We start from the raw sequence: 22,234 nt of genomic DNA, 5'->3' as shown, positions 1-22,234 counted from the left end.
TGCATCTCAAGCTCGCCGTCAGCAGTGACGGGGGAAGAGTGCGGCTGCCGGGATCGATCAAGCAGCCCGAGCTCTCCGCCGGCACGATAACGCTCCAGCCACTTGTAGGCAGTTTTCCGGCTAACACCGAATCGACGGCAAAGCTCGGCAATGTTAGCTGAAGGCCTGAGTGCAAGCAGAACGAATTCCTGTCGAGATGACATAGCGGTGGACTCCTTCCAAGGCATTGCACGCTCCTGTAAGTGGCTGTGCAATGATCATAAAAGGTGTTACCTATGTCTCCCGACAGGTGTTACCTATGTGTCCCGACAAAACACCCGGCGGGTCTGACCCTAGGGGTCGCTTCTGGGGTGAATGCAAGCGCGGGCTCGCAACTTTCTACAGCAGCGAGTCGCGCACGACGCCGCGCGCCGCCATCGCCCGTTTCAGCTTTACCAGCGCTTCCTGCTGGATCTGCCGCACGCGTTCGCGCGTGACGCCCATTTCCTCGGCCAGCGTTTCCAAGGTGGCGGGGTCGTCGTTGTCGAGGCCGAAGCGGCGCATGATGACGATGCGCTGCTTGTCCGGCAGGCGCGACAGCCAGTCGCGCACCAGTTGGGTCATTTCCTGGTGCTCGGCACGCGCGTCGGGGCTGTCGTCGGCGTCGCCGGGCAGCATGTCCATCAGCGACGATTGCGGGTCGTTGTCCAGCGGCGCATCCAGCGACGTGGCGTGCTCGGACAGCGCGAGGATGTCCTGCACTTCCTCCACCGGGCGGCCGACGAGGTCGGCGATGTCTTCCGCCGTCGCGTCCTTGCCGTTGTGGTGCTGGGCCTCGAGGTGGTATTTGCCGCGCAGGATTTGGTTCAGCTCGCGCACCATGTGCACCGGCAGCCGCACCGTACGAGCCTGGTTCATGATGGCCCGCTCGATGCTCTGGCGGATCCACCACGTGGCGTAGGTGGAGAAGCGGAAGCCGCGCTCGGGCTCAAACTTGTCGATCGCGCGCATCAGGCCGATGTTGCCTTCCTCGATCAGGTCGAGCAGCACGACGCCGCGGTTGATGTAGTGCTTGGCGATCGAGACGACGAGCCGCAGATTGTGCTCGATCATCTTCTGGCGGGCAGCGAAATCGCCCTGCTTGGCCAGCGTTGCGAAATGCACCTCCTGCGGCGCCGTCAGCAGCGGCCGGGTGCCGATCTGGTTCAGGTAGTGCTGCGTGGTGTCCGTCGACAGCTCGGCGGCCAGCACCTTCTTCAGCTCGTCGACAGTCTCCAGTACCGTGGCGCGGCCGTCGATGGCATCGGCACCATCGGCGCGCTCGTCCGCGATCGACTCGTCGCCGCCGCGGTCGCCGGCCAGTTGCTCCTCCGCCAGATTCTCGTCCGCCAGACTCTCTTCTGAATAATCGTCAGGCAGCGGGTCTTCTTCCAGATGATCATGCGGCGAGCTCGTCATGGCGTACCTACTGTCCGGAGTTAAGAATTCGTTGAATAAATCAGACGAGAATCACCCTGATGCCGCGTTGAAAATGGACGGCAAGGCCCCGGCCTTACCGTACACTTCCGCCTTGCCTGAGGACGATTTCGTCAGATTTATTTTTGCAACGAATTTCCGACTCAGGACACTAGCGGTTCGGCAGGAATTTCGACGGATCCACCGGTTTGCCCTGCTGCCTGATCTCGAAATGCAGCTTGACGGAATCCGAGTCGGAATCCCCCATCTCAGCGATGGTCTGCCCCTTGTTCACCGTCTGGCCTTCCTTCACGAGGATCGACCGGTTGTGTGCGTATGCGGACAGCAGGCCGTTACTGTGCTTCACAATGACGAGATTACCATATCCGCGTATGCCGCTACCGGCATACATCACCTTTCCTGCACCTGCCGCAAGGACCTGTTGACCCGGCCGTCCGGCGATGTCGATACCCTTGTTCTTGCCCTCGTCGAACTGGCCGACGACCTTGCCGTCGGCGGGCCAGATCCAGCTCACTTCGCGGTCTTCCGCCGACAGCGAAGGGGCCGCCGCCCCGGCCGGCACGGATGGGCGTGCGCTCGCCACCTGCACCGGCTTCTCGGCCCGTGCCGGCGTATCCGGCTTGCCGTCGCCATCCTTGTCGTTCTTCGCCAGGTCGCTCATCGCGCCTTCCGTGTACGGCTTCTTGTCGCCCTTCGGCTCCGTCTTCTTCGGCGGCGGCGGCGTCTTCACCGTCTCCGGCGGCATCACGACGGCGGCCGTGCGTACGCCCGGCGCATCTTCCGGCGGCGCCACGCGCAGCACCTGGTCCACCTTGATGTCGTTCGGGTTGGCCAGGTTGTTCCAGGCCACCAGGTCGCGGTAGTTCTGGCCGTGGTCGAGGGCGATGCGGATCAGCGTGTCGCCCTTCTTCACCGTGTAATAGCCGTCACGGTCCTTGTTTTCCTGCACGGGCGCCGGCGCCGGGGCCGGCTGGGGCGTATGCCGCGTGATCGGGCGCTCGATGACGGGCGCCTGGTTCGGGGTGGAAGTACACGCGGTCAGCACCGCGAGCGGCAACAGCAGTGCCAGGTAACGTTTTTTCGTCATGCTCATCTGGTTTTTATCTCTTCTCTACACCTGCCAGGGGCATGCCGGCGCGCGGGCTGCAAAGCAGTCCAGGAAATCGCGGCGGCCGGCCCAGACAGGCCAAATCCATCACACAGTACCGGGCCGCAGCGGTACGAAGTGGCAGTCCTCGAGCGTCTGGCGGATCCATTCGCTCTTTGCCACGCGCGTGACCAGCTCCAGGTGCTGGGTGCGCTCGCCGACCGGCGCGACCAGACGTCCGCCGATGGTCAATTGTTCCAGCAGCGCCTGCGGTACTTCCAGACCCGCGGCCGCGAGGATGATGCCGTCGAACGGCGCTGCCTGAGGCAGCCCAAGCATACCATCTCCGTAGTGCAACCGCAGGTTCGGTACCCGCAGTGGCCGCAAGTTGGCTTTCGCCAGCTCATGTAACGGTTTAATACGCTCAATGGAATACACCTCTTGCGCAACACACGCAAGAACGGCTGCCTGGTAGCCGCAACCCGTGCCGATTTCCAGCACGCGCTTCAGTTCCGCGCCCTGCCGCATCACCTCGATCATGCGCGCCACGATGTACGGCTGCGAGATCGTCTGGTGGTGGCCGATCGGCAGCGACGCGTCGATGTACGCCTGCGCGGCCAGTCCTTCGTCCATGAACATATGGCGCGGCACGGTTTCCAGCGCGGCCAGCACGACGGCATCCTGCACGCCCTGCTTGGCGACGCGCGCCACCATCGCCCGCCGCACCGCGTCCGACACGAGCGCATACTGCCGCGGCACCGGGGCCGGGGGCCGCTCGGCGGGTGCGCCTGGCGGGCGCACGGGCGCGGCCAGCGGCTGCGGATGGCGCGTCACGTTGCCCAGCGCCGCGTTGATGGCGGCGTTGCGCGTCGCCGTCTGCGGCGTGGCGACGGGCGCGAACACGGGCTGCTTTTTCTGCACCTTGTCCGTCACCGACGACAGGGGCAGCGGGAATGTGCGGGGCTTGTCGGTCATCCGAGCGCCTTTGCCAGCAGCGCCAGCTGGGTCTTGTGGGTCAGGTCGATCTGCAGCGGCGTCATCGAGATGCGTCCCTGCTGCACGGCATGGAAATCCGTGCCCTCGCCCGCATCCTTGCAGGCGCCGGGAGGGCCGATCCAGAAGATTTCGCGGCCGCGTGGATCGTGCGACTTGATCACCGGCTCGGCCTGGTGCCGGCGGCCCAGGCGCGTCGCCAGCGGCTGCCCCAGTTCCTCGTACGGCCGGTTCGGGATGTTCACGTTCAGCAGATAGGGCTTGTCCAGCGCGTCCGCATAGCGCTGCACGATGTCGCGCGCGGCGCGCGCCGCGTCGTCGATGTGCGCCCAGCCCCACTCGCCCTGCGAGAACGCGATGGCCGGGATGCCGAACAGGTAGCCTTCAGTGGCAGCCGCAACGGTGCCGGAATACAGCGTGTCGTCGCCCATGTTCGGACCGTTGTTGATGCCGGAAACCACCAGGTCCGGCTTGTCGATCAACATGCCCGTCAACGCGATGTGCACGCAATCCGTTGGCGTGCCGTTGACAAAATAGAAACCATTCGCAGCCTGCTGCACGGACAGCGGCCGGTCCAGCGACAGCGAATTCGACGCGCCGGAGCGGTTGCTGTCGGGCGCGACCACGACAATCTCCGCGATCGCCGCCAGCGCATCGGCCAGTGCGTTGATGCCGGGTGCCAGGTAACCGTCGTCGTTACTGATAAGGATTCTCATACGAGAATTTTACCTGAAGCAACGGCTCGGCAGCGCATGCGGGTGGTGCCCGATGCTGAAAAATGTGGCGCTTCAGCGCATACCGATGCGCGGCGTGGACAGTTCGTTTTCGACCGCCAGTTCGCCGCTGGCGCCGTGCCGCGGGCTGGCTGCCGCCGGGTAACCGGTGCGCGGTTGTTCGACGCTGACGATGCGGTGCTCGCGCTGGTGCGTATCGTGCACCGCATGCGGCTCCTGCTTCATGCGGCTTTTCGCCTGCGCCAGCACCTTGCGCGTGCGCACGGTGTCCGCATGTTCGGTGCCGAGCAGGCGTGCGCGCAGCGCCAGCACCTGCTCCAGCAAGTCGGCCGCCTGGTCGATGTGCCCGCCATGGCACAGGATGTCGGCGCGCATCGCCAGGCTTTCCACGGTGACGAGGTGCTCGTTGCCCAGGTAGCGGCGGTGCGCATCGATGACGGCGTCCTGCAACGCCAGCGCCTCGGGTACCTGCCCCAGCTGGGCCAGCGTGGCCGCCAGCGCGCTCGACGCGTTCAGCGTGCCGGTCGCGGCGGCGCCGAACATCCGTTCGCGCGCTTCCAGCACCGACTCCTGCAGGAAATGCGCTTCCTCGTACTTCTCCTGCTCGAACAGCAGGTCGGCCAGCGCGGCCTTGCTGTCCAGCGTGTCCGCATGGTCGTCGCCCAGGATCAGCACGTGCAGCGACAGGCTCTCGTCGAGGCAGGCCGCGGCCTGGTCGAAGCGCCCTTCCCGCCGGTACAGCTCGCCGAGCAGCGCCAGGTCGCGTGCCAGCGGCAGCGAGACGCCCCGCCCGCCGCCCCGCTCCATCGCCGCGCGCCCCTGCGCCACCGCGTTCAGGAGCGGAATCTCCTCGCGCGATTGCCATGGCCGGTAGCCGCCGAGGAACCAGCCGAGGAATGCCTGGAAGGTGCGGGTGATCGAGAAGCGGTCGTCTTCCTCGTCCGCGTTCACGGGCAGCTGCTCGCCGCAGCCCAGGCTGCGCACCTGCTGCAGCTGCACCTCGTCGAAATAGCTCTCCAGCGAAATGCGGCCCAGGCCGTATGCCTCGGCCAGCGCCCGCTCGAACACAGGCTGGTAGCCGGGGATGCCGCGCTCCGGATCGCCGCGGCGCCACAGCGCGCGCTGCGCCGAGTCGTCCATCTCGATGCGCGAAGGCAGCGGGTAGATCAGTAGCGGGCGCTGTTCGTCCTCATGGCTGCGGCGCCACGTTGTCGCGCGCTGCACCAGCCCCTCCAGGCCATCGAGGTGCTGGCGGTTTGGCGTGAACACGAGCACGAGCTTCGTCGGCAGCAGGGTCGTGCAGATGCCGGCCGTTTCCGTGCGGCCCGCGCGCGAGTCGACGAGCACGTGGCGGAACCGGCGCGCGAGGTTGTCCGCGAACACGCGAAACAGCGCGGGACACGCGTCGAACAATCCTTCCCAATCGAGCCGCGCCAGGCGCTCCGCATAACTGGCATCCTGCCGCCCCGCGCGCATCAGGAACAACGGCCGGCTCTGGTCGGCACGCACGATGAACTGCTCCCAGCCGACCGCGTCCAGCACCGCCTGCGCCAGCTGCTCGTCGTCGCGCTCGCCGACGAGGCGCGAGCGGCGCAACAGCTGGTCGCGGCATGCCTCGAACAGCTCGAGCACGCCCGCCCCTTCCTGGTTCGCCCGGAAGTAGTGATGCAGCCCGGGCGCTTCCATGTCCCAGTCGATCATCAGGGTCGGCACGGTCGCGTTGTTGCGCCGGGCGAGCATGACGGCGAGGTTGGCAAGGGCCATCGTGCGGCCCGCGCCCCCTTTGTGGGAATAGAAGGTGACGACTTCACCGGGTTCATCCAGTGGCGGAAGAGACAGTCGATGCGGTTCCATGGCGGGCCTTCTCTAAATGAGCGTAGTCGATGAGGGTAGGTTCGGGCATCGCGGCGCCGCGGCGCTAGCGGGGAAAGTGCGGCGGCGGCGCCGGCCGCCATTCCGGCGGAATGGGCGGCAGCACGAAGCGGTTGCAATCGTGCTCCGGCGGGATGCTGTATTTCAGGAAGTGGTAGTGCGCGACGATGCGCTGCACGATCTTGTCGATGTCAGGCAGGAAGTCCGGATTTGTTTTCAGGTCGCCGGTGGCCAGCGTGTAACGCGAAAAGTCGACGTAGAACCCCGGCTCGCTGATCTGCGGCGGCAGGCTGAGCGGGTGCCGCGTCATGATGACGGGGATGATCAGGTGGCTCGGCAGCGGATACCAGTTGCGCCGTTCGGCCTCCAGTTGCTGCATGGCGGCGAATTCACGCCGGGTGTACGCGTGCGCCTCATACTTCGGCGTGTAAATCACGATCATGCATACGCTTTCACACATCGCATGCGCGATCTTCTGATCCAGGTCGTCTCCGCCACCGAGCTGTTCACTGTCGACGAACAGCTCTTTTTCCGTGTCCAGGTGCGGTTCGAGGTAGCAGCGCAGCGCGTCGACCAAGTCGTTCTTGAACTTGCTCATATAGGCGTGCTGGCCATGGGCGTAGCTGAAGAAACAGCCGTAGCGGATCGTCATTTCATCCTCTCCTGTTTCTCCCCTGATATATGCTTTTTTATAAAGAATGCGACTCCACTGTAACAAGCTGGGCAACACCGACTTTGCGCTGGCGCAAACGCGTACTGCGCAGTCAGGCGACTGCGCAGTAGCGCCGGAAAATCAACGGGGTTGGAGAGGTCAGGCCGGCGGCGGCTGGAAGAAGGCGATCACTTCCGCCTGCTCGCGTGTGCGCTTGAATGGGGGCAGGCTTTGCCAGATGCGGCGGCCGTACGGCTTCGAGATGACGCGGGGGTCGCACAGCATCAGCACGCCGCGATCGCCTTCGTCGCGGATCAGGCGGCCGGCGCCCTGCTTCAGGTTGATGATGGCTTCCGGCAGCGTGTGGTGGACGAAGCCGTTCATGCCCTTCTTTTCCATCACTTCGATGCGCGCGGCCAACACGGGATCGTCCGGCGGGGCGAACGGCAGCTTGTCGATGATGACGAGCGACAGCGCTTCGCCGCGCACGTCGACGCCTTCCCAGAAGCTCTGGCTGCCGATCAGCACGCCGTTGCCGGCCTTGCGGAACTGGTCCAGCAGCTCGGTGCGGCCGCGGTCGCCCTGGACGAACAGCGGGAAGTTCAGGCCGCGCCGTTCGAACTCGTCGCGCAGCCGTTCGGCCGCCCGCTTCACCGCGCGCAGCGTGGTACAGAGCAGGAAGGTGCGTCCGCCGGCCGCCTCGATGACGGGCAGCGCGCAATCGAGCACGGCATCCGTGTAGCCCATCGAATTCGGGTCCGGCAAGCCTTGCGGCACGTACAGGATGCCCTGCTCGGCGTAGTTGAACGGGCTGGGCCACGACTTGGCCGGCTCGTCGTACAGCCCCAGCTGGTGGGCGAAGTGCTTGAAGTCGTTCTTCACGGCCAACGTCGCGGACGTGAAGATCCAGCTGCGCGGCGTGCCTTCGCGCTGGTTGTTGAATATCTGCGCGATCGACAGCGGCGTCTTGTGCAGCTGCAGCGAGCTGGCGAACGCCTCGACCCAGTAGACGGCCTCCTGCCCCGGCGGCACCTTCGCCTTCGGGTCCACCTGCCAGTCCTTGTACTTCTGCGCCAGTTCCAGGCCCCGCTGGCGGCAGTGCTCGATCGTCTCGGCCCGTTCGGCCTGGCCTTCCAACACGTCGATCATGCCGTCCAGCTCGTCCTTGAGCTTTTGCAGCGCGGGGAAGAAGTCGGACGACGGCGCGATCTGCGGCAGCGACAGCCGCACCACGTCCTGCGGGAACGTCAGGCGCAGGTCGCGCGCCGCCTTCTCGACGACCGACACGACGCTGGCCCAGTTGGCGCCATCGCGCGCATGGGCAAGACCCTCGGCCAGCACGTCGCGGCACAGCTCCAGCACCTGGCTCGTCGACACCGTCTCGCCGAAGAACAGCGTGGCCGTGTCGGGCAGCTGGTGCGCCTCGTCGAAGATGATCGTGTTCGCGGACGGCAGCAGTTCTGCCACGCCGGTATCCTTCAGCGCCACGTCGGCAAAGAACAGGTGGTGGTTGACGACGACCACGTCCGCCTGCTGCGCCTCGCGGCGCGCCTTCATCACGAAGCAGTCCTGGTAGTACTGGCACTCCTGGCCCATGCAGTTCTCGCGCGTCGACGTGACGAGGTTCCACACGGACGCGTTTTCCGGCACGCGGGCCAGTTCGGCCTTGTCGCCCGTCTGCGTCATCTTCAGGAAACGGGCGATGTCGCGCAGGTAGCCGACGTCCTCGCGCGACGTCATGCGGCCGTTGGCCAGCGTGCGCTCGAGGTGGTAGTGGCACAGGTAGTTGGCGCGGCCCTTCAGCAGCGCGACCGAGACGGGCGCCGACAGCGCCTTGCGCACCGTCGGGATGTCGCGCGAAAACAGCTGGTCCTGCAGGTTCTTGGTACCGGTGGACACGATCGTCTTGCCGCCCCACAGCAGCGCGGGAACCAGGTACGCGAACGTCTTGCCCGTGCCCGTGCCGGCCTCGGCGATCAAGGTCTGCTGCTCGGAGATCGCGTGGGCGATCGCCTTGGCCATCTCCGTCTGCGATTTGCGGGGACGAAATCCGCCAACGGCCGGGCCCAGCGGGCCGCCGATGCCGAACAGCCGCTCCACTTCGGCATCGTATTTGCCGGGAACGGCCGCGGAAGCGGAATCGTCGCCACTGCCGTCTGGGACGGCTGGCGTCAGGGATGGATCGGTCACTTGGGTTCGCAGGAGAATGGCGGATCAGGCCGGTACGTCGGGCACCAGCTGCATCTTCAGCAGCGTGATGTAGTCTTTCAGTTGCAGTTTGCGCTTCTTCAAACGACGCAGCTGGAGCTGGTCGTGGTGGCCGTCACGCGTCAGCATTTCGATCACGGCGTCGAGGTCGCGATGCTCCACGTCCAGTTCGATGATGCGGCGCCGGATCTCTTCTTCGTTCTTCATGGGAATTCGCTACTGAGTGTGAACCGTTTGCCAACTAATGCATGACCAAAACAATCCGTGCGGCAACTTTTTTGCTTGCCACCAAACTGCCAACCGGTGCATAGTTTAACTCAGGTGCGCAATAGAAAGAAGCGGCAGGCATTTTACACAACCATGAGCGGATACAAGATCGAGGCAGGGACGGCGCAACACATCGGCGACCGCCCCCGCCAGAACGACCGCGCCGCGCTGTTCACCGCGCCGAAGGCGCCCGGCTACGTGCTGGCCGTGGCGGCGGACGGCGGCCCCGCCAATGCGCTCGGCGCCGAGCAGTTGCTGCACACGAGCAAGCAGCTGTTTGACGAGTACAAGGTCGGCGATACGCCCAGCGTCGAACGGCTGGGCCAGCTGCTGCGCGAAATCGCCCAGGAAACACACGACGTGTTGCGGATGAACCCGCTATCGGCCGACCGCGGCGCGCAATCGACAATGGCCTTGCTGGTGCTGACACCGGCGCGCCAGGCCGTCTGGGCCACCGTCGGCGACACCCGCCTGTATCGCTTTACCAACGGTGCGTGCACCGGCAAGACGGGCGACGCGGAATACATCGACCACTTGATCACGGTCGACAAACTGCCGCCGGATGCGGCCCGCAAGCACCGCTCGTCGCGCCTCTTGAACAATGTGCTGGGCAATCCACTGAAGCCGCCGTTCGTCGCCGTCGGCGCCCAGCAAGACCTGCGGGCCGGCGACGGCTTCCTGCTGTGCACGGACGGGCTGTGGCCCTGGCTGGCAGACAACGAACTGGCGGCCGTCGTCGCCCGCAGGACGCCGCGCGAAGCGGCCGACCTGTTGATCGGCAAGGCGCGCGAGCGGGCGCAGCAACGCGGCGACGCCGGCTGGGATAACTGCACGCTGGCGATGCTGCGGCTGGTGGCGCCGGCCGCCTGAACGCATCGCTGGACGAAGTCGCTTACGCCGCCGCGGCCTGCGCCCCATCGGCCGGCAACCGCAGCACGGCCGCCAGGCCGCCGCCTTCCCGGTTCGCGAGGCTGACCCGACCGCCCAGCCGCGTCGCCAGCTGCCGCACGATCGCCAGCCCCAGGCCGGTGCCACCGGTATCCCGGTTGCGCGACGTTTCAAGCCGCACGAACGGCTCGAACACGGCTTCCAGTTCGTCGTCCGGGATGCCGGGCCCGCGATCCAGCACGGCGATCCGCACACCGTCGTCCGTCACGCCAACTTCCACTTCCGCAGCGCCGCCGAACTTGACGGCATTGTCGATCAGGTTCCCCAGCACGCGCCGCAGCGCGTTCGGCCGCGTCACCAGCGCCGAGCCGATCGTCCCGCGCAGCGTGACGTCCTGGCCCGCGTCGAGGTAGTCGCACACCATGCTGTCGATCAGCGCGTCCGCGTCGATCCGGCATGCGTCTTCCTGCACGCCGTGCATCGTCTTCGCGTACGCCACACCTTCCTTCACGAGCGTTTCCAGCTCGCGCAGGTCCTGCCGCAAGCGGTCCTGGTCGCGGTGCGCATCCATCATGTCCACGCGCATGCGCATGCGGGTTATCGGCGTCTGCAGGTCGTGCGAGATCGCCGCCAGGATGCGGATGCGCTCGGCGACGTACAGCGCGATCCGGTCCTGCATCGCGTTGAACGCGCGCGCCGCACGCGCCACTTCCGACGGCCCCGATTCGGCCAGCCGCGCTGCCTTCATGTCCGGCCCCAGGCCGTCGGCGGCCTGCGCCAGCTGGTGCAATGGCCGCGTCGCCAGCCGCACGGCGATCCAGCAGCAGGCACCCAGCACGACCAGCTGCGCCACGAGCACCCACGGCAGCCAGCCGGACAGCGGGGCGCCGTACATCGGGTGCATGTCGATCGTCAGCGGCATGCCGTCGGACAGCCGCAGGTGCACCTGGAACCGTTCCGTGTCGCCCGGCACCGCGTTCACCGTCAGCGGATAGCTGGTACCGATGCCGTCCGTGATCGCCTGCGCGAAGCGCTGCGACAGCTCGGCATCGGGCGGCAAGCCCGCCAGGCCAGGCCCCAGCACGAAGCGGTAGCTGCGCCGCGCCAGGCGCGGCAGCCACCGTTCGCGCTGCGCCGCCGGCAGATGGTCCAGGAGCGCGACGGAGCTGACGACTTCGCGCTCGACATAGCCCGTCATGATGTTCACGGTAGCCTTGTCGCGCTCCATCATCGTCAGCCAGAACGACAGGCCCTGGCCGATGGCGAGGCCCACGCACAGGATCAGCGCGATGCGGGCGAACAGGCTGCGCGGCAGGAAGGTCACGATTCGTCCGCCAGCAACGTGACGGCGGACGAGAACACGTAGCCCTCGTTGCGCAGCGTCTTGATGTAGCGCGGCTCGCGCGGATCGTCACGCAGGCGCTGGCGCACGCGGCTCACCAACAGGTCGATCGAGCGGTCGAACGGGTCGGCATTGCGGCCTTGCGTCAGGTTCAGCAGCTGGTCGCGCGTCAGCACCCGCTGCGGATGGTCGAGGAACACGCGCAGCAGCCGGTACTCGGCGCCGGACAGCGCCACCATCGTGCCGCCGGCATCGAGCAGGTGGCGGTGCGTCGTGTCGAGCTTCCAGTCGCCAAAGCCCAGCAGCTGGGCGCTCTCCGTCACCTGGATGTTCGGCGGCAGCATGCGGGTGCGCCGCAGCACCGAGCGGATGCGTGCCAGCAGTTCGCGTACGCCGAACGGTTTCGGCATGTAGTCGTCCGCGCCCATTTCCAGGCCGATGATGCGGTCCACCTCGTCGCCGCGTGCCGTCAGCATCAGCACGGGAATCGTGCGGTGCCGGCCGGAGCGCAGCTCGCGGCACAGCGCCAGGCCGTCCTCGCCGGGCAGCATCAGGTCCAGCACGATCAGGTCGGGGGTGATCTGTTCCAGGGCGGCGCGCATCTGGCGCCCGTTGGCGGCGGCCGTCGTGCGCATGCCTTCCTTTTCCAGGTAGGTGGCGAGCAGCTCGCGGATGCCGTGGTCGTCGTCGACGATGAGGATGTGGTCAGTGGTGTCCATGACCGCATGTTACCGCAGGGAGCAGGGGCGTTTGTATCCCAGTGTATCCGCTTGAGACCCGGACAAGCGGCATTACACATTGCCCCTCCCGCGGACACAAGCCCGATACGCGGCAGCGGTCCAATAGCGTCATTCCATTCACGAAAGCCGATCATGAACCACCTGCTCGAATCACCCCTGGCCTTCGGCGCGGGCCTCTTCACCGTCGCGTCGCCCTGCATCCTGCCGGTGCTGCCGATCCTCCTCGGTGCCGGCTCCGCCAGCCGCGAGGACGTGCGGCCGCTGCGCACGATCGCCGGTTTCGTCATCACGTTCACGTTCGTCGGCATGCTGCTGGGCGCCGCATCGAGCGCTGTCCACGTGGCCCAGGAAACGCTGCGTAACGCGTCGCTGCTGCTACTCGGTGTCTTCGGCCTGCTGCGCATCTGGAGCCGGCCGTACGACTGGCTCGTGGCGAAGCTGCCGTCCGTGCCCGTCCCGGCCCAGGGCGGCTTCCTGCTGGGCGCCTCGCTGGGCGCCGTGTGGACGCCGTGCGCCGGCCCCGTGCTCGCGTCGATCCTCGTGCTGGTGGCCGGCGCGCAGGACGTGGCCCGCTCCGCCTGGCTGCTGTTCCTGTATGCGCTGGGCGCCGCGCTGCCGATGCTGGCGATCCTCGCTGGCGGCCAGGCCGTCACCGGACGCGTGCGGCTGCTGGCGCGCCACAGCCAGCGGCTGCAGCAGGTGTTCGGCGTACTGATCGTCGCCACCGCCATCGCGATGTACCTGCAATACGACGTCCTCGTGTATGCGAAGGCCGCCTCCCTGTTCCCCAACCTGCCCCAACTGAAAGGACTCTGATATGCATACCCTGATCTCCCTCGTCGCCGCCGCCTTCGTCGCAAGCATTAGCACCAGCAGCGCGCAAGCGGCCGCCGCCCCCGAATTCACCGGCATCGAGCAATGGCACAACAGTGCGCCGCTGACGATGCAGCAGCTGCGCGGCAAGGTCGTGCTGGTGGACTTCTGGACCTACACCTGCATCAACTGCATCAACACGCTGCCGTACGTGCGTTCCTGGCACCAGAAGTACAAGGACCAGGGCCTGGTCGTCGTGGGCGTGCACACGCCGGAGTTCCCGTTCGAGCGCAGCGCCGATAACGTGAAGAAGGCGATCAAGCGCTTCGACATCGGCTATCCCGTCGCACAGGACAACCGCTACGCCACGTGGAACGCCTACAGCAACCGCTTCTGGCCCGCGTTCTACCTGATCGACAAGAAGGGCCAGGTGGTCTACAGCCACTTCGGCGAAGGCGATTATGCCGAGACGGAAAACACGATCCGCGCGCTGCTGGCGCAGAAGGACTGAGCCGCTTGCCGCGGCCAACGTATCCATGTCGCGGGCCTGGGCGCAAGCCGGCCGCCCACCCGCGTGCTCACAGCCGGCAAGGAAAACCATCATGAACCAGATCGACAACGTCCTCTACACGGGCCGCACCACCACGACCGGCGGCCGCCTCGGCACCGCACGCAGCGACGACGGCCGCCTCGACATCGCGCTGACGCCGCCGGGCGCCGCCGGCGCAGGCACCAATCCGGAACAGCTGTTCGCCGCCGGCTGGTCGGCGTGCTTCATCGGCGCCATCGGCCTGGCCGCCAAGGAGCTGCAGGTGGCCGTGCCGCGCGACGTGGCGGTGGATGCCGAAGTGGACCTCGGCACCGGCTCCGGCGGCTACTTCCTGCGCGCTCGCCTGAACGTGCGCCTGCCCGGCGTGCCGCACGACACCGCGCAGGCGTTGGTGGAAGCGGCGCACCGCAATTGCCCGTACTCGAAGGCGACGCGGGGCAATATCGACGTCACGCTCAGCGTGGTGTAAAAAAAGCCGGCAAACGCCGGCCTTTTCGTCAAGCGCGCGGTCAGTCGACCGTACGCGGCTTGCCTTCCGCCTTTTCCTTCGCGCGTGCCGCGGCGGCAGCCTTCTTCGCCGCCTCGTCCGCTTCACGCTTGAGGCGCCGGGCTTCGCGCTCGGCCTTCTTGTCGGCCACGCGCTGCTGGCGTTCCGCGGATTCGGCCTGCTTGCGCTGGTAGTCCGCGACGTTCTGTGCGCGCTCGCTGGCCTTCTTCGCGTCGGCCGCCTGGCGCTGCTTCTGGCGCTCGGCATACTCGGCCTGGCGTTCGGCGGGCGTCTTCACCAGCGGTACGGGCCGCGGCTTGTCGTCCGGGTTCACGCGCTGTGCCGGCGGTTTCGCGGCGCGCGACGCTTGCTCGGCCGCGTCGCGCTGGGCGCGCTCTTCCAGCTCGCGGTCGCGCACCTCGACGGAGTTCTTGCGCTTGAAGTAGTTCGCGTCGATCTCGAGCTTGCGCAGCTCGGCCAGCCGGGCGCGCCGGGTTTCCTTCGCCTTGTCGAGGCAGTTATTGACGAAGAACTTCGCGTAACACACCTGCTCCGCGGCGGCGTAGTCGGCTTCGGCCGCGTCGCGCTCGCGCTTCACGTCGGCCAGCTTGGCGTCGGCCTGTTCGACCGTGGTGATCGCCGGGTTCGGTACCCGGGCAGGGAGTTCCTGCGCCGCGGCCGCGCCGGCCAGGCCGCAGATCAGGGCGCCAACCGCCATCGTTGCTTTCAAATGCAATGCCATCTTTCTCAATCCCTCATCAGGTCAGGCCGGCGGCCGCGCCGCGCTGGGCCTTTTCCATGTATTCGCGCGACTGCATCTCGACGATGCGCGACACGGTGCGGTGGAATTCGTTGGCCAGCATGCCGGTCGTGTACAGCTCTTCCGGTTCGACCTCGGCGGACATGATCAGCTTCACGCCCTGGTCGTAGAACACGTCGATCAGCCACGTGAAGCGGCGCGCTTCGGACGACTGGCCGGCCGACATCATCGGCACACCGGACAATATCACGGTATGAAAACGGCTGGCGATTTCCAGGTAGTCGTTCTGCGAGCGGGGGCCGCCGCACAGCGTCTGGAAGTCGAACCAGATCACCGTGCCGGCGCGGCGCAGCGCGCGCAGCTCGCGGCCTTCGATGGTGATGTGCGGGTCTTCCTCCCGCGTGTCGGCCAGCTTCGTGAACGCTTCGCGCAGCTTCGCATCGGTGGCCGCGTTCAGCGGCATGTAGTAGGCCTGCACCTGCTCGAGCGCGCGGCCGCGGTAGTCGACGCCGGCATCCACGTTCAGCACGTCCATCTTCTCCTTCAGGAGGGCGATGGTGGGCAGGATGCGGTCGCGGTGCAGCCCGTCCGGGTACAAGGTCGACGGCTCGTAGTTCGACGTCATGATGAACGACACGCCGTTGTCGTACAGTGCCTTCATCAGGTTATACAGGATCATCGCATCGGCCACGTCGGACACGTGGAATTCGTCGAAGCAGATCAGCCGGTATTTTTTCGCGATCCGTTTCGCCACCTCGTCGAGCGGGTCGGCGATGCCCATCAGCTCGTCGAGCTGGATGTGCACGGCGCGCATGAATTCGTGGAAGTGCAGCCGGGTCTTGCGGACCACGGGCACGACCGAATAGAACGAGTCCATCAGGAACGATTTGCCCCGGCCGACGCCACCCCACATGTACACGCCGCGCGGCGGCTCGGGGCGGTTGATCAGGCGCTTGAAGCTGTTCGAGCGCTGGGCCTTGTAGCCCACCCACTCGTCGTAGCACTGCTGCAGCCGTTCGACGGCGCGGCGCTGCGCTTCATCCGGCTTGAAGTTGCGCTGTTCCAGCGCGTGCTGGTAAAACTCGAGGACGTTCATGAAATGAGTCGTTCATACAAAAACACCGGGCCGGCAAGGCCGGCCCGGCGGGACGTCAACGCATCAACTTAGAAGTTGAGGGTGCGCTTGTCGATGGCCAGTGCCGCTTCCTTGGTCGCTTCGGACAGCGACGGGTGGGCGTGGCAGATGCGGGCGATGTCTTCGGCCGATGCCTTGAACTCCATCGCCACGACGGCTTCGGAGATCAGTTCGGACGCCATCGGGCCGATGATGTGCACGCCCAGGATCTCGTCGGTCGTCGCGTCGGCCAGGAACTTCACCATGCCGGACGTATCGCCCAGCGCGCGGGCGCGGCCGTTTGCCAGGAACGGGAACGTGCCGGCCTTGTACGCCACGCCGGCAGCTTTCAGTTGCTGCTCGGTCTTGCCGACCCAGGCGATTTCCGGCGACGTGTAGATGACCCAGGGGATCGTGTCGAAGTTGGTGTGACCGTGCTGGCCGGCGATACGCTCGGCCACGGCAACGCCCTCTTCTTCCGCCTTGTGCGCCAGCATCGGGCCGCGCACGACGTCGCCGATCGCCCACACGTTCGGCAGGTTCGTCTTGCAGTCGTCGTCGACGGCGATGAAGCCGCGTTCGTCCAGCGCCAGGCCGGCCTTGTCGGCACCCAGGCCGTTCGTGTTCGGCACGCGGCCGATCGACACGATCAGCTTGTCGAACACCGCTTCCTGTGCGGCGCCCTGCGCATCGGCGTACTTGACGGTGACGTTGTTCGCGCCCGGCGTCACGCTCTCGACCTTCACGCCCAGGCTGATCTTCAGGCCCTGCTTCGTGAACATCTTGTGCGCTTCCTTGGCGATCTGCTCGTCGACGGCGCCGAGGAACGTCGGCAGGCCTTCCAGCACGGTCACGTCGGCACCCAGGCGGCGCCACACGGAACCCATCTCCAGGCCGATCACGCCGGCACCGATCACGCCCAGTTTCGCGGGCACGGCGTCGATCGCCAGCGCGCCCGTGTTGGACAGCACCAGCTTCTCGTCGAACGGTGCGTTCGGCAGCGCGCGCGGGTTCGAACCCGTCGCCACGATCACCTGCTTCGCGTTGATCGTTTCCGTGGTCGGGCCCGTGATCGCGATCGGGTAGCCTTCCGCTCCTTGCGCGCCGGCGAAGGCGCCGCGGCCGTGGAAGAACGTGACCTTGTTCTTCTTGAACAGGAACAGGATGCCGTCGTTGTTCTGCTTGACGACGGTGTTCTTACGCTTGAGCATCTGGCCCAGGTTCAGGGCCAGGCCCGACACTTCAATGCCGTGATCCTTGAATGCGTGGCCGGCGTGCTCGAAGTGTTCCGACGATTGCAGCAGCGCTTTCGACGGGATGCAGCCGACGTTGGTGCAGGTGCCGCCCGGTGCCGGGCCGCCCTTGTCGTTGGCCCACTCGTCGATGCAGGCCACGGAAAAGCCCAGCTGGGCCGCGCGGATTGCCGCGATATAGCCGCCGGGGCCGGCGCCGATCACCACTACGTCGAATTGTTTGTTGCTCATGTGTTTTTCCCAGTCAGATCGTCCTCTTCAGGGACGAATATCCACAACAGAATGTAAATCACCAGCCCGAACCCGAACGAGATCGTGAACAGCACGAACACGAGACGCCAGATCCACGAATCGACACCGGACGCCCTGGCGATGCCGCCGCAGACGCCGCCGAGCCAGCGGTCGATGCGCGAACGGCGCAGGCTCGAGAACTCGCTGGCCAGGTCGCCGTTGCCCCGCGGGGCGCCGGCGCCCGCGATCAGGCGTTCCTTGGCGCGAGTGAATTCCTCGTCCGTCAAGGCGCCTGCCTGGTGCAGCTCGTGCAGGCGTTTGATTTCGTCGGAGATGCTCATGGGGTACCTCTCGCAAAAGGGCCACGGCCGGTTTTCAACCCCAAGGCAGAAGCCGGGGTCAGACCCGGCGGGTCTGACCCCAGGGTTTGCCTTCGGGGTGAAAGCGTGATTTACCTACTCTTCAAGACCGATTACAGATCCAGCAGCAGGCGTGCCGGATCTTCCAGCGCTTCCTTCATCGCCACCAGGCCCAGCACGGCTTCGCGGCCGTCGATGATGCGGTGGTCGTAGGACATCGCCAGGTAGTTCATCGGGCGGATCACGATCTGGCCGTCTTCGACGACAGCGCGGTCCTTGGTCGCGTGCACGCCCAGGATCGCCGACTGCGGCGGGTTGATGATCGGGGTCGACAGCATCGAGCCGAACGTACCGCCGTTCGAGATCGAGAACGTACCGCCGGTCAGGTCTTCCAGGGTCAGCTTGCCTTCCTTGGCTTTCGCGCCGAATTCGCCGATCTTCTTCTCGATCTCGGCGATCGTCATCTGGTCGGCGTTGCGCAGGATCGGCACCACCAGGCCGCGCGGCGAACCAACGGCGATACCGATGTCGAAGTAGCCGTGGTAGACGATGTCGTTACCGTCGACCGAAGCGTTCAGGATCGGGTACTTCTTCAGCGCGGCAACGGCGGCCTTGACGAAGAACGACATGAAGCCCAGCTTGACGCCGTGCTCTTTCTCGAACTTGTCCTTGTACTTGTTGCGCAGGTCCATCACCGGCTTCATGTTCACCTCGTTGAAGGTGGTCAGGATGGCGTTGGTGGACTGGGATTCGACGAGGCGCTCGGCGATACGGGCGCGCAGGCGGCTCATCGGCACACGCTCTTCCGGACGGTCGCCCAGGTTCGCGCTCGATGCCGGCGCGGCGACTTTCTGCAGTGCGGGCTTGGCGGCCGGCTGGGCCAGCGGTGCAGGTGCGGCAGGCTTCGGTGCTGCGGCCAGGGCGTCGCCCTTGGTCACGCGGCCATCCTTGCCGGAGCCGGCGACGTCGGTCGCGGACAGGCCCTTCTCGGACAGGATCTTGGCGGCGGCCGGCATGGCCACGTCGCCTTTCGAACCGCCCGTGCTTGCAGCCGAACCTGCGGCAGGTGCCGCCGCCGGTGCCGGTGCCGCCTCGACAGGCGCTGCCGTCACGGCGATCGGCGAAACCTGTGCGGAGGCTTCGGTATCGATGATGGCGATCACTTCGTCGGCAACGACGGTGGCGCCGTCGGCCTTGATGATCTGCACGATCACACCGGCGGACGGCGCGGGAAGTTCCAGGACCACTTTGTCGGTTTCGATGTCGATCAGGTTCTCGTCGCGCGCGACGCTGTCGCCGACCTTCTTGTGCCAGGACAGCAGGGTCGCCTCGGCGACGGATTCCGACAGTTGTGGAACTTTGACTTCGATTTGTGCCATGTATTACTCCGTGTATTCAATAGATGCGTAAGCGCCGTCCGCCCTCTCGCGGGTGCGGACGGCGCTGCCGTGATTTACTTGGTCAGGATGAAGCCCTTCAGCTTCGAGAACGCCGTTTCCAGCAGTTCCTTCTGCTGGGCGTAGTGCTTGTCGTAGTAACCCACGGCAGGCGACGCGGAAGCCGGGCGGCCGGCATAGGCCAGGCGCTGGCCTGCTTCCATCGACTCGAAGATGTTGTGCTGGATCTGGAACCATGGACCCTGGTTCTGCGGCTCGTCCTGCGCCCACACCACTTCGGTGGCGGCCGGGAACTTCTTCAGTTCGGCGGCGAACGCCTTGTGCGGGAACGGGTACAGCTGTTCGACACGGATGATGGCCGTGTCGAGCTGGCCGCGGGTCTTGCGGGCGTTGGCCAGGTCGTAGTACACCTTGCCGGAGCACGCGATCACGCGCTTGACCTTCTTCGCATCGATCTTGTCGTCCACTTCGCCGATCACGGTCTGGAACGCACCTTTCGCCAGGTCGGCCAGCGGCGAGCCGGCATCCTTGTTACGCAGCAGCGACTTCGGCGTCATCACGACGAGCGGCTTGCGGAACTGGCGCACCATCTGACGGCGCAGCAGGTGGAAGATCTGCGCGGCCGTCGTCGGCTGCACCACCTGCATGTTGTTGTCGGCGCACAGCTGCAGGAAACGCTCAGGACGGGCGGACGAGTGTTCCGGGCCTTGGCCTTCGTAACCGTGCGGCAGAAGCATCACGAGACCGGAAGCGCGGCCCCACTTCACTTCGCCGGAGGAGATGAACTGGTCGATGACGACCTGCGCACCGTTGACGAAGTCGCCGAACTGGGCTTCCCAGATCGTCAGCGTGTTCGGCTCGGCGGTCGAGTAACCGTATTCGAAGCCCAGCACCGCTTCTTCCGACAGCACGGAGTCGATGACGGTGAACGGTGCCTGGCCTTCGGAAATGTTCTGCAGCGGCACGTAGGTGCCCGCATCCCAGCGCTCGCGGTTCTGGTCGTGCAGCACGGCGTGGCGGTGCGTGAACGTGCCGCGGCCGGCGTCCTGGCCGGTCAGGCGGACCGGATAGCCGGACGATACCAGCGATGCATACGCCAGGTGTTCGCCCATGCCCCAGTCCAGGTTGATCTCGCCGCGGCCCATCGCTGCGCGGTCGGCCAGCACTTTTTCAACCAGCGAGTGCACCTTGAAGCCTTCCGGCACGGTGGTGACGCGGGTGGCCAGGCGCTTCAGTTCCGTCAGCGGCACGGCGGTATCGGCCGCGTCGGTCCACTTGCGGTTCAGGAACGGCAGCCAGTCGACGGCGAACTTGTTCTTGAAGTTCGAGATGACCGGATCGACGGTGTGCTTGCCGGCGTCCATCGCGGCGCGGTACTCGGCCACCATCTTGTCGCCGCCGTCGGCCGGGATCACGCCCTGTGCCGCCAGCTTGTCGGCGTACAGGCGGCGGGTGCCCGGGTGTTGTGCGATCTTCTTGTACATCAGCGGCTGCGTCAGCGCCGGGGTGTCCTGCTCGTTGTGACCCAGCTTGCGGTAGCAGATGATGTCGACGACGATGTCCTTCTGGAACTGCGCGCGGTAGTCCAGCGCGATCTGCGAGGCCAGCACGACGGCTTCCGGATCGTCCGCGTTCACGTGCAGCACCGGTGCCTCGATCATCTTGACGACGTCGGAGCAGTAGATCGTCGAGCGCGCGTCGCGCGGGTCGGACGTGGTGAAGCCGATCTGGTTGTTGATCACGATGTGCACCGTGCCGCCCGTGCCGTAGCCGCGGGTCTGCGCCAGGTTCAGCGTTTCCATCACGACGCCCTGGCCGGCGAATGCGGCGTCGCCGTGCACGAGGATCGGCAGCACTTGCTTGCCTTCCTTGTCGCCGCGGCGGTCCATGCGGGCCTTGACGGAACCTTCGACGACCGGGTTGACGATCTCGAGGTGCGACGGGTTGAATGCCAGCGACAGGTGGACCGGGCCGCCCGCGGTGGAGATGTCGGACGAGAAGCCCTGGTGGTATTTCACGTCGCCGGCCGGCAGGTCGTCGCCATGCTTGCCTTCGAATTCTTCAAACAGGTCCTTCGGTGCCTTGCCCAGCGTGTTGACCAGGACGTTCAGGCGGCCGCGGTGGGCCATGCCGATGACGATTTCCTGGACACCCTTCTCACCGGCGCGCTGGATGATCTCGTCCATCGATGCGATGAACGTCTCGCCGCCTTCCAGCGAGAAGCGTTTCTGGCCCACGTACTTGGTGTGCAGGTAGCGCTCCAGGCCTTCGGCCGCGGTCAGGCGCTCGAGGATGTGCTTTTTCTTCTCGGCGGTGAAGTTCGGCGTGGAGCGGATCGACTCCAGGCGTTCCTGCAGCCAGCGCTTTTCCGCCGGGTCGGAGATGTACATGAACTCCGCGCCGATCGACCGGGTGTAGGTCTCGCGCAGGAAGTTCAGCAGGTCGCGCAGCGAGGCGGTCTCCGGGCCGAAGTAGGTGTTGCTGATGTTGAACACGGTGTCCATGTCCGCATCGGAGAAGCCGTACGATGCAGGCTCCAGTTCCGGGATCGACGGACGCTCCTGGCGCTGCAGCGGGTCCAGGTTGGCCCAGCGCGAACCCAGGTAGCGGTAAGCGGCGATCAGCTGCGTGGCGGCCACGCGCTTGCGGCCCATCTCGGCGTCGCCGGAAGCGGTCACGGTGCGGATCGGGCCGGCTTTGGCACGCTCGGCGAACGAGGCGATGACGGAGGAGTGGACGACGTCCGGTTTGTTCGAGCCGTCGACGGCAGGCACGTGCTGCATGGCGTCGAAGTAGGCGCGCCAGTTATCGGGTACGGAACCCGGGTTTTCCAGGTACGCTTCGTAGAGTTCCTCTACGTACGGCGCATTCCCACCGAACAGGTAGGAGTTGGACGTGAGTTGTTGCATCATTCTTGCTCACCTTTCTTCGCGCTTCGCGAGTATGGGGCGGGTTAATCTAACCTTCCGCGACACGGCCTGACCGGTTAGCGGATCGCACATCAAGTTGTGGGGGAAGGACCTTAGGGTTGC

Annotated in this window: 21 protein-coding genes; 4 read left to right on the top strand and 17 right to left on the bottom strand. The window is 65.9% G+C overall.

Translation table 11 applies throughout. The features are described from left to right. The 9 genes from IP92_RS14185 to IP92_RS14145 form a co-directional block, all read right to left on the bottom strand. Positions 1-203 (bottom strand): helix-turn-helix domain-containing protein (locus IP92_RS14185; RefSeq protein ID WP_229418774.1); only part of this gene is annotated, 203 nt, incomplete at its 3' end. A gap of 175 nt (positions 204-378) precedes the next feature. Then, positions 379-1,437 (bottom strand): RNA polymerase sigma factor RpoS, encoded by a 1,059-nt coding sequence (gene rpoS / locus IP92_RS14180; RefSeq protein WP_145875870.1) that lies wholly within the window; start codon positions 1,435-1,437, stop codon positions 379-381. Between the two features lie 169 nt (positions 1,438-1,606). Continuing rightward, on the bottom strand, positions 1,607-2,542 hold the full coding sequence (locus IP92_RS14175) for a peptidoglycan DD-metalloendopeptidase family protein (protein WP_145875868.1): 936 nt from the start codon (positions 2,540-2,542) through the stop codon (positions 1,607-1,609). Between the two features lie 108 nt (positions 2,543-2,650). Further along, positions 2,651-3,517, bottom strand: a complete 867-nt coding sequence (locus IP92_RS14170) for a protein-L-isoaspartate(D-aspartate) O-methyltransferase (protein WP_145875866.1) — start codon at positions 3,515-3,517, stop codon at positions 2,651-2,653. Next, positions 3,514-4,251, bottom strand: a complete 738-nt coding sequence (surE, locus tag IP92_RS14165) for a 5'/3'-nucleotidase SurE (protein ID WP_145875864.1) — start codon at positions 4,249-4,251, stop codon at positions 3,514-3,516. Before surE ends, IP92_RS14170 begins: the two co-directional genes overlap by 4 nt. Positions 4,252-4,323: 72 nt before the next feature. Then, positions 4,324-6,123, bottom strand: a complete 1,800-nt coding sequence (locus IP92_RS14160) for a KGGVGR-motif variant AAA ATPase (RefSeq protein ID WP_145875862.1) — start codon at positions 6,121-6,123, stop codon at positions 4,324-4,326. 64 nt (positions 6,124-6,187) lie between these two features. Further along, on the bottom strand, positions 6,188-6,793 hold the full coding sequence (locus IP92_RS14155) for a toll/interleukin-1 receptor domain-containing protein (RefSeq protein ID WP_145875860.1): 606 nt from the start codon (positions 6,791-6,793) through the stop codon (positions 6,188-6,190). A 159-nt stretch (positions 6,794-6,952) separates the two neighbouring features. Further along, positions 6,953-8,983, bottom strand: a complete 2,031-nt coding sequence (gene yoaA / locus IP92_RS14150) for a DNA repair helicase YoaA (protein ID WP_145875858.1) — start codon at positions 8,981-8,983, stop codon at positions 6,953-6,955. Positions 8,984-9,007: 24 nt separating this feature from the next. Beyond that, positions 9,008-9,208: a YdcH family protein gene (locus IP92_RS14145; protein WP_145875855.1), complete on the bottom strand. Its 201-nt coding sequence runs from the start codon at positions 9,206-9,208 to the stop codon at positions 9,008-9,010. 153 nt (positions 9,209-9,361) lie between these two features. Here IP92_RS14145 and IP92_RS14140 point away from each other — a divergent pair, with 153 nt between their 5' ends. Further along, the gene (locus tag IP92_RS14140; RefSeq protein WP_145875853.1) at positions 9,362-10,138 is read left to right on the top strand and encodes a PP2C family protein-serine/threonine phosphatase; all 777 of its coding nucleotides are present in this window, start codon (positions 9,362-9,364) and stop codon (positions 10,136-10,138) included. Positions 10,139-10,160: 22 nt separating this feature from the next. Here IP92_RS14140 and IP92_RS14135 read toward each other — a convergent pair whose 3' ends face one another. Together IP92_RS14135 and IP92_RS14130 are read right to left on the bottom strand one after the other, a co-directional pair. Then, positions 10,161-11,480 carry an ATP-binding protein gene (locus IP92_RS14135; RefSeq protein WP_229418764.1) on the bottom strand — a complete coding sequence of 440 codons (1,320 nt, stop codon included), beginning with the start codon at positions 11,478-11,480 and terminating at the stop codon, positions 10,161-10,163. Next, the gene (locus tag IP92_RS14130; RefSeq protein ID WP_145875851.1) at positions 11,477-12,217 is read right to left on the bottom strand and encodes a response regulator; all 741 of its coding nucleotides are present in this window, start codon (positions 12,215-12,217) and stop codon (positions 11,477-11,479) included. Before IP92_RS14130 ends, IP92_RS14135 begins: the two co-directional genes overlap by 4 nt. A 153-nt stretch (positions 12,218-12,370) precedes the next feature. On the opposite strand from IP92_RS14130, the gene IP92_RS14125 reads away from it, so the two are divergent. The 3 genes from IP92_RS14125 (at position 12,371) to IP92_RS14115 (ending at position 14,070) form a co-directional block, all read left to right on the top strand. Further along, positions 12,371-13,054, top strand: a complete 684-nt coding sequence (locus IP92_RS14125; protein ID WP_145875849.1) for a cytochrome c biogenesis CcdA family protein — start codon at positions 12,371-12,373, stop codon at positions 13,052-13,054. A gap of 1 nt (position 13,055) precedes the next feature. Next, the gene (locus IP92_RS14120) at positions 13,056-13,562 is read left to right on the top strand and encodes a thioredoxin family protein (RefSeq protein ID WP_145875847.1); all 507 of its coding nucleotides are present in this window, start codon (positions 13,056-13,058) and stop codon (positions 13,560-13,562) included. A 91-nt stretch (positions 13,563-13,653) separates the two neighbouring features. Then, positions 13,654-14,070: an organic hydroperoxide resistance protein gene (locus IP92_RS14115; protein ID WP_145875845.1), complete on the top strand. Its 417-nt coding sequence runs from the start codon at positions 13,654-13,656 to the stop codon at positions 14,068-14,070. 40 nt (positions 14,071-14,110) lie between these two features. On the opposite strand, the gene IP92_RS14110 is transcribed toward IP92_RS14115, so the two are convergent. The 6 genes from IP92_RS14110 to IP92_RS14085 form a co-directional block, all read right to left on the bottom strand. Continuing rightward, entirely contained in the window at positions 14,111-14,806 is a 696-nt protein-coding gene (locus IP92_RS14110; RefSeq protein WP_145875843.1) for a hypothetical protein, read from the bottom strand. Between the two features lie 40 nt (positions 14,807-14,846). Further along, the gene (zapE, locus tag IP92_RS14105) at positions 14,847-15,944 is read right to left on the bottom strand and encodes a cell division protein ZapE (protein WP_145875842.1); all 1,098 of its coding nucleotides are present in this window, start codon (positions 15,942-15,944) and stop codon (positions 14,847-14,849) included. 68 nt (positions 15,945-16,012) lie between these two features. Next, positions 16,013-17,446 carry a dihydrolipoyl dehydrogenase gene (gene lpdA / locus IP92_RS14100; RefSeq protein WP_145875839.1) on the bottom strand — a complete coding sequence of 478 codons (1,434 nt, stop codon included), beginning with the start codon at positions 17,444-17,446 and terminating at the stop codon, positions 16,013-16,015. After that, on the bottom strand, positions 17,443-17,787 hold the full coding sequence (locus IP92_RS14095; protein WP_145875837.1) for a PspC domain-containing protein: 345 nt from the start codon (positions 17,785-17,787) through the stop codon (positions 17,443-17,445). The genes lpdA and IP92_RS14095 overlap by 4 nt, the downstream gene beginning before the upstream one ends. A 131-nt stretch (positions 17,788-17,918) precedes the next feature. Next, positions 17,919-19,184 (bottom strand): 2-oxoglutarate dehydrogenase complex dihydrolipoyllysine-residue succinyltransferase, encoded by a 1,266-nt coding sequence (gene odhB, locus IP92_RS14090; RefSeq protein WP_145875835.1) that lies wholly within the window; start codon positions 19,182-19,184, stop codon positions 17,919-17,921. 74 nt (positions 19,185-19,258) lie between these two features. Further along, the gene (locus IP92_RS14085; RefSeq protein WP_145875834.1) at positions 19,259-22,114 is read right to left on the bottom strand and encodes a 2-oxoglutarate dehydrogenase E1 component; all 2,856 of its coding nucleotides are present in this window, start codon (positions 22,112-22,114) and stop codon (positions 19,259-19,261) included. Between the last annotated feature and the right edge of the window lie 120 nt (positions 22,115-22,234).

This window comes from Pseudoduganella flava (assembly GCF_007830495.1).
Lineage (GTDB): Bacteria > Pseudomonadota > Gammaproteobacteria > Burkholderiales > Burkholderiaceae_D > Rugamonas > Rugamonas flava.
Note: the sequence above shows the minus strand (reverse complement) of the source record. Positions and strands in the feature narration are given on the sequence as shown.

Excerpts from the sequence above, each read along its gene's own strand:
- rpoS (WP_145875870.1), bottom strand. The coding sequence starts at position 1,437 with ATGACGAGCTCGCCGCATGATCATCTGGAAGAAGACCCGCTGCCTGAC.
- IP92_RS14175 (WP_145875868.1), bottom strand. The coding sequence starts at position 2,542 with ATGACGAAAAAACGTTACCTGGCACTGCTGTTGCCGCTCGCGGTGCTG.
- IP92_RS14170 (WP_145875866.1), bottom strand. The coding sequence starts at position 3,517 with ATGACCGACAAGCCCCGCACATTCCCGCTGCCCCTGTCGTCGGTGACG.
- surE (WP_145875864.1), bottom strand. The coding sequence starts at position 4,251 with ATGAGAATCCTTATCAGTAACGACGACGGTTACCTGGCACCCGGCATC.
- IP92_RS14160 (WP_145875862.1), bottom strand. The coding sequence starts at position 6,123 with ATGGAACCGCATCGACTGTCTCTTCCGCCACTGGATGAACCCGGTGAA.
- IP92_RS14155 (WP_145875860.1), bottom strand. The coding sequence starts at position 6,793 with ATGACGATCCGCTACGGCTGTTTCTTCAGCTACGCCCATGGCCAGCAC.
- IP92_RS14145 (WP_145875855.1), bottom strand. The coding sequence starts at position 9,208 with ATGAAGAACGAAGAAGAGATCCGGCGCCGCATCATCGAACTGGACGTG.
- IP92_RS14140 (WP_145875853.1), top strand. The coding sequence starts at position 9,362 with ATGAGCGGATACAAGATCGAGGCAGGGACGGCGCAACACATCGGCGAC.
- IP92_RS14130 (WP_145875851.1), bottom strand. The coding sequence starts at position 12,217 with ATGGACACCACTGACCACATCCTCATCGTCGACGACGACCACGGCATC.
- IP92_RS14125 (WP_145875849.1), top strand. The coding sequence starts at position 12,371 with ATGAACCACCTGCTCGAATCACCCCTGGCCTTCGGCGCGGGCCTCTTC.
- IP92_RS14120 (WP_145875847.1), top strand. The coding sequence starts at position 13,056 with ATGCATACCCTGATCTCCCTCGTCGCCGCCGCCTTCGTCGCAAGCATT.
- IP92_RS14115 (WP_145875845.1), top strand. The coding sequence starts at position 13,654 with ATGAACCAGATCGACAACGTCCTCTACACGGGCCGCACCACCACGACC.
- IP92_RS14110 (WP_145875843.1), bottom strand. The coding sequence starts at position 14,806 with ATGGCGGTTGGCGCCCTGATCTGCGGCCTGGCCGGCGCGGCCGCGGCG.
- zapE (WP_145875842.1), bottom strand. The coding sequence starts at position 15,944 with ATGAACGTCCTCGAGTTTTACCAGCACGCGCTGGAACAGCGCAACTTC.
- lpdA (WP_145875839.1), bottom strand. The coding sequence starts at position 17,446 with ATGAGCAACAAACAATTCGACGTAGTGGTGATCGGCGCCGGCCCCGGC.
- IP92_RS14095 (WP_145875837.1), bottom strand. The coding sequence starts at position 17,787 with ATGAGCATCTCCGACGAAATCAAACGCCTGCACGAGCTGCACCAGGCA.
- odhB (WP_145875835.1), bottom strand. The coding sequence starts at position 19,184 with ATGGCACAAATCGAAGTCAAAGTTCCACAACTGTCGGAATCCGTCGCC.
- IP92_RS14085 (WP_145875834.1), bottom strand. The coding sequence starts at position 22,114 with ATGATGCAACAACTCACGTCCAACTCCTACCTGTTCGGTGGGAATGCG.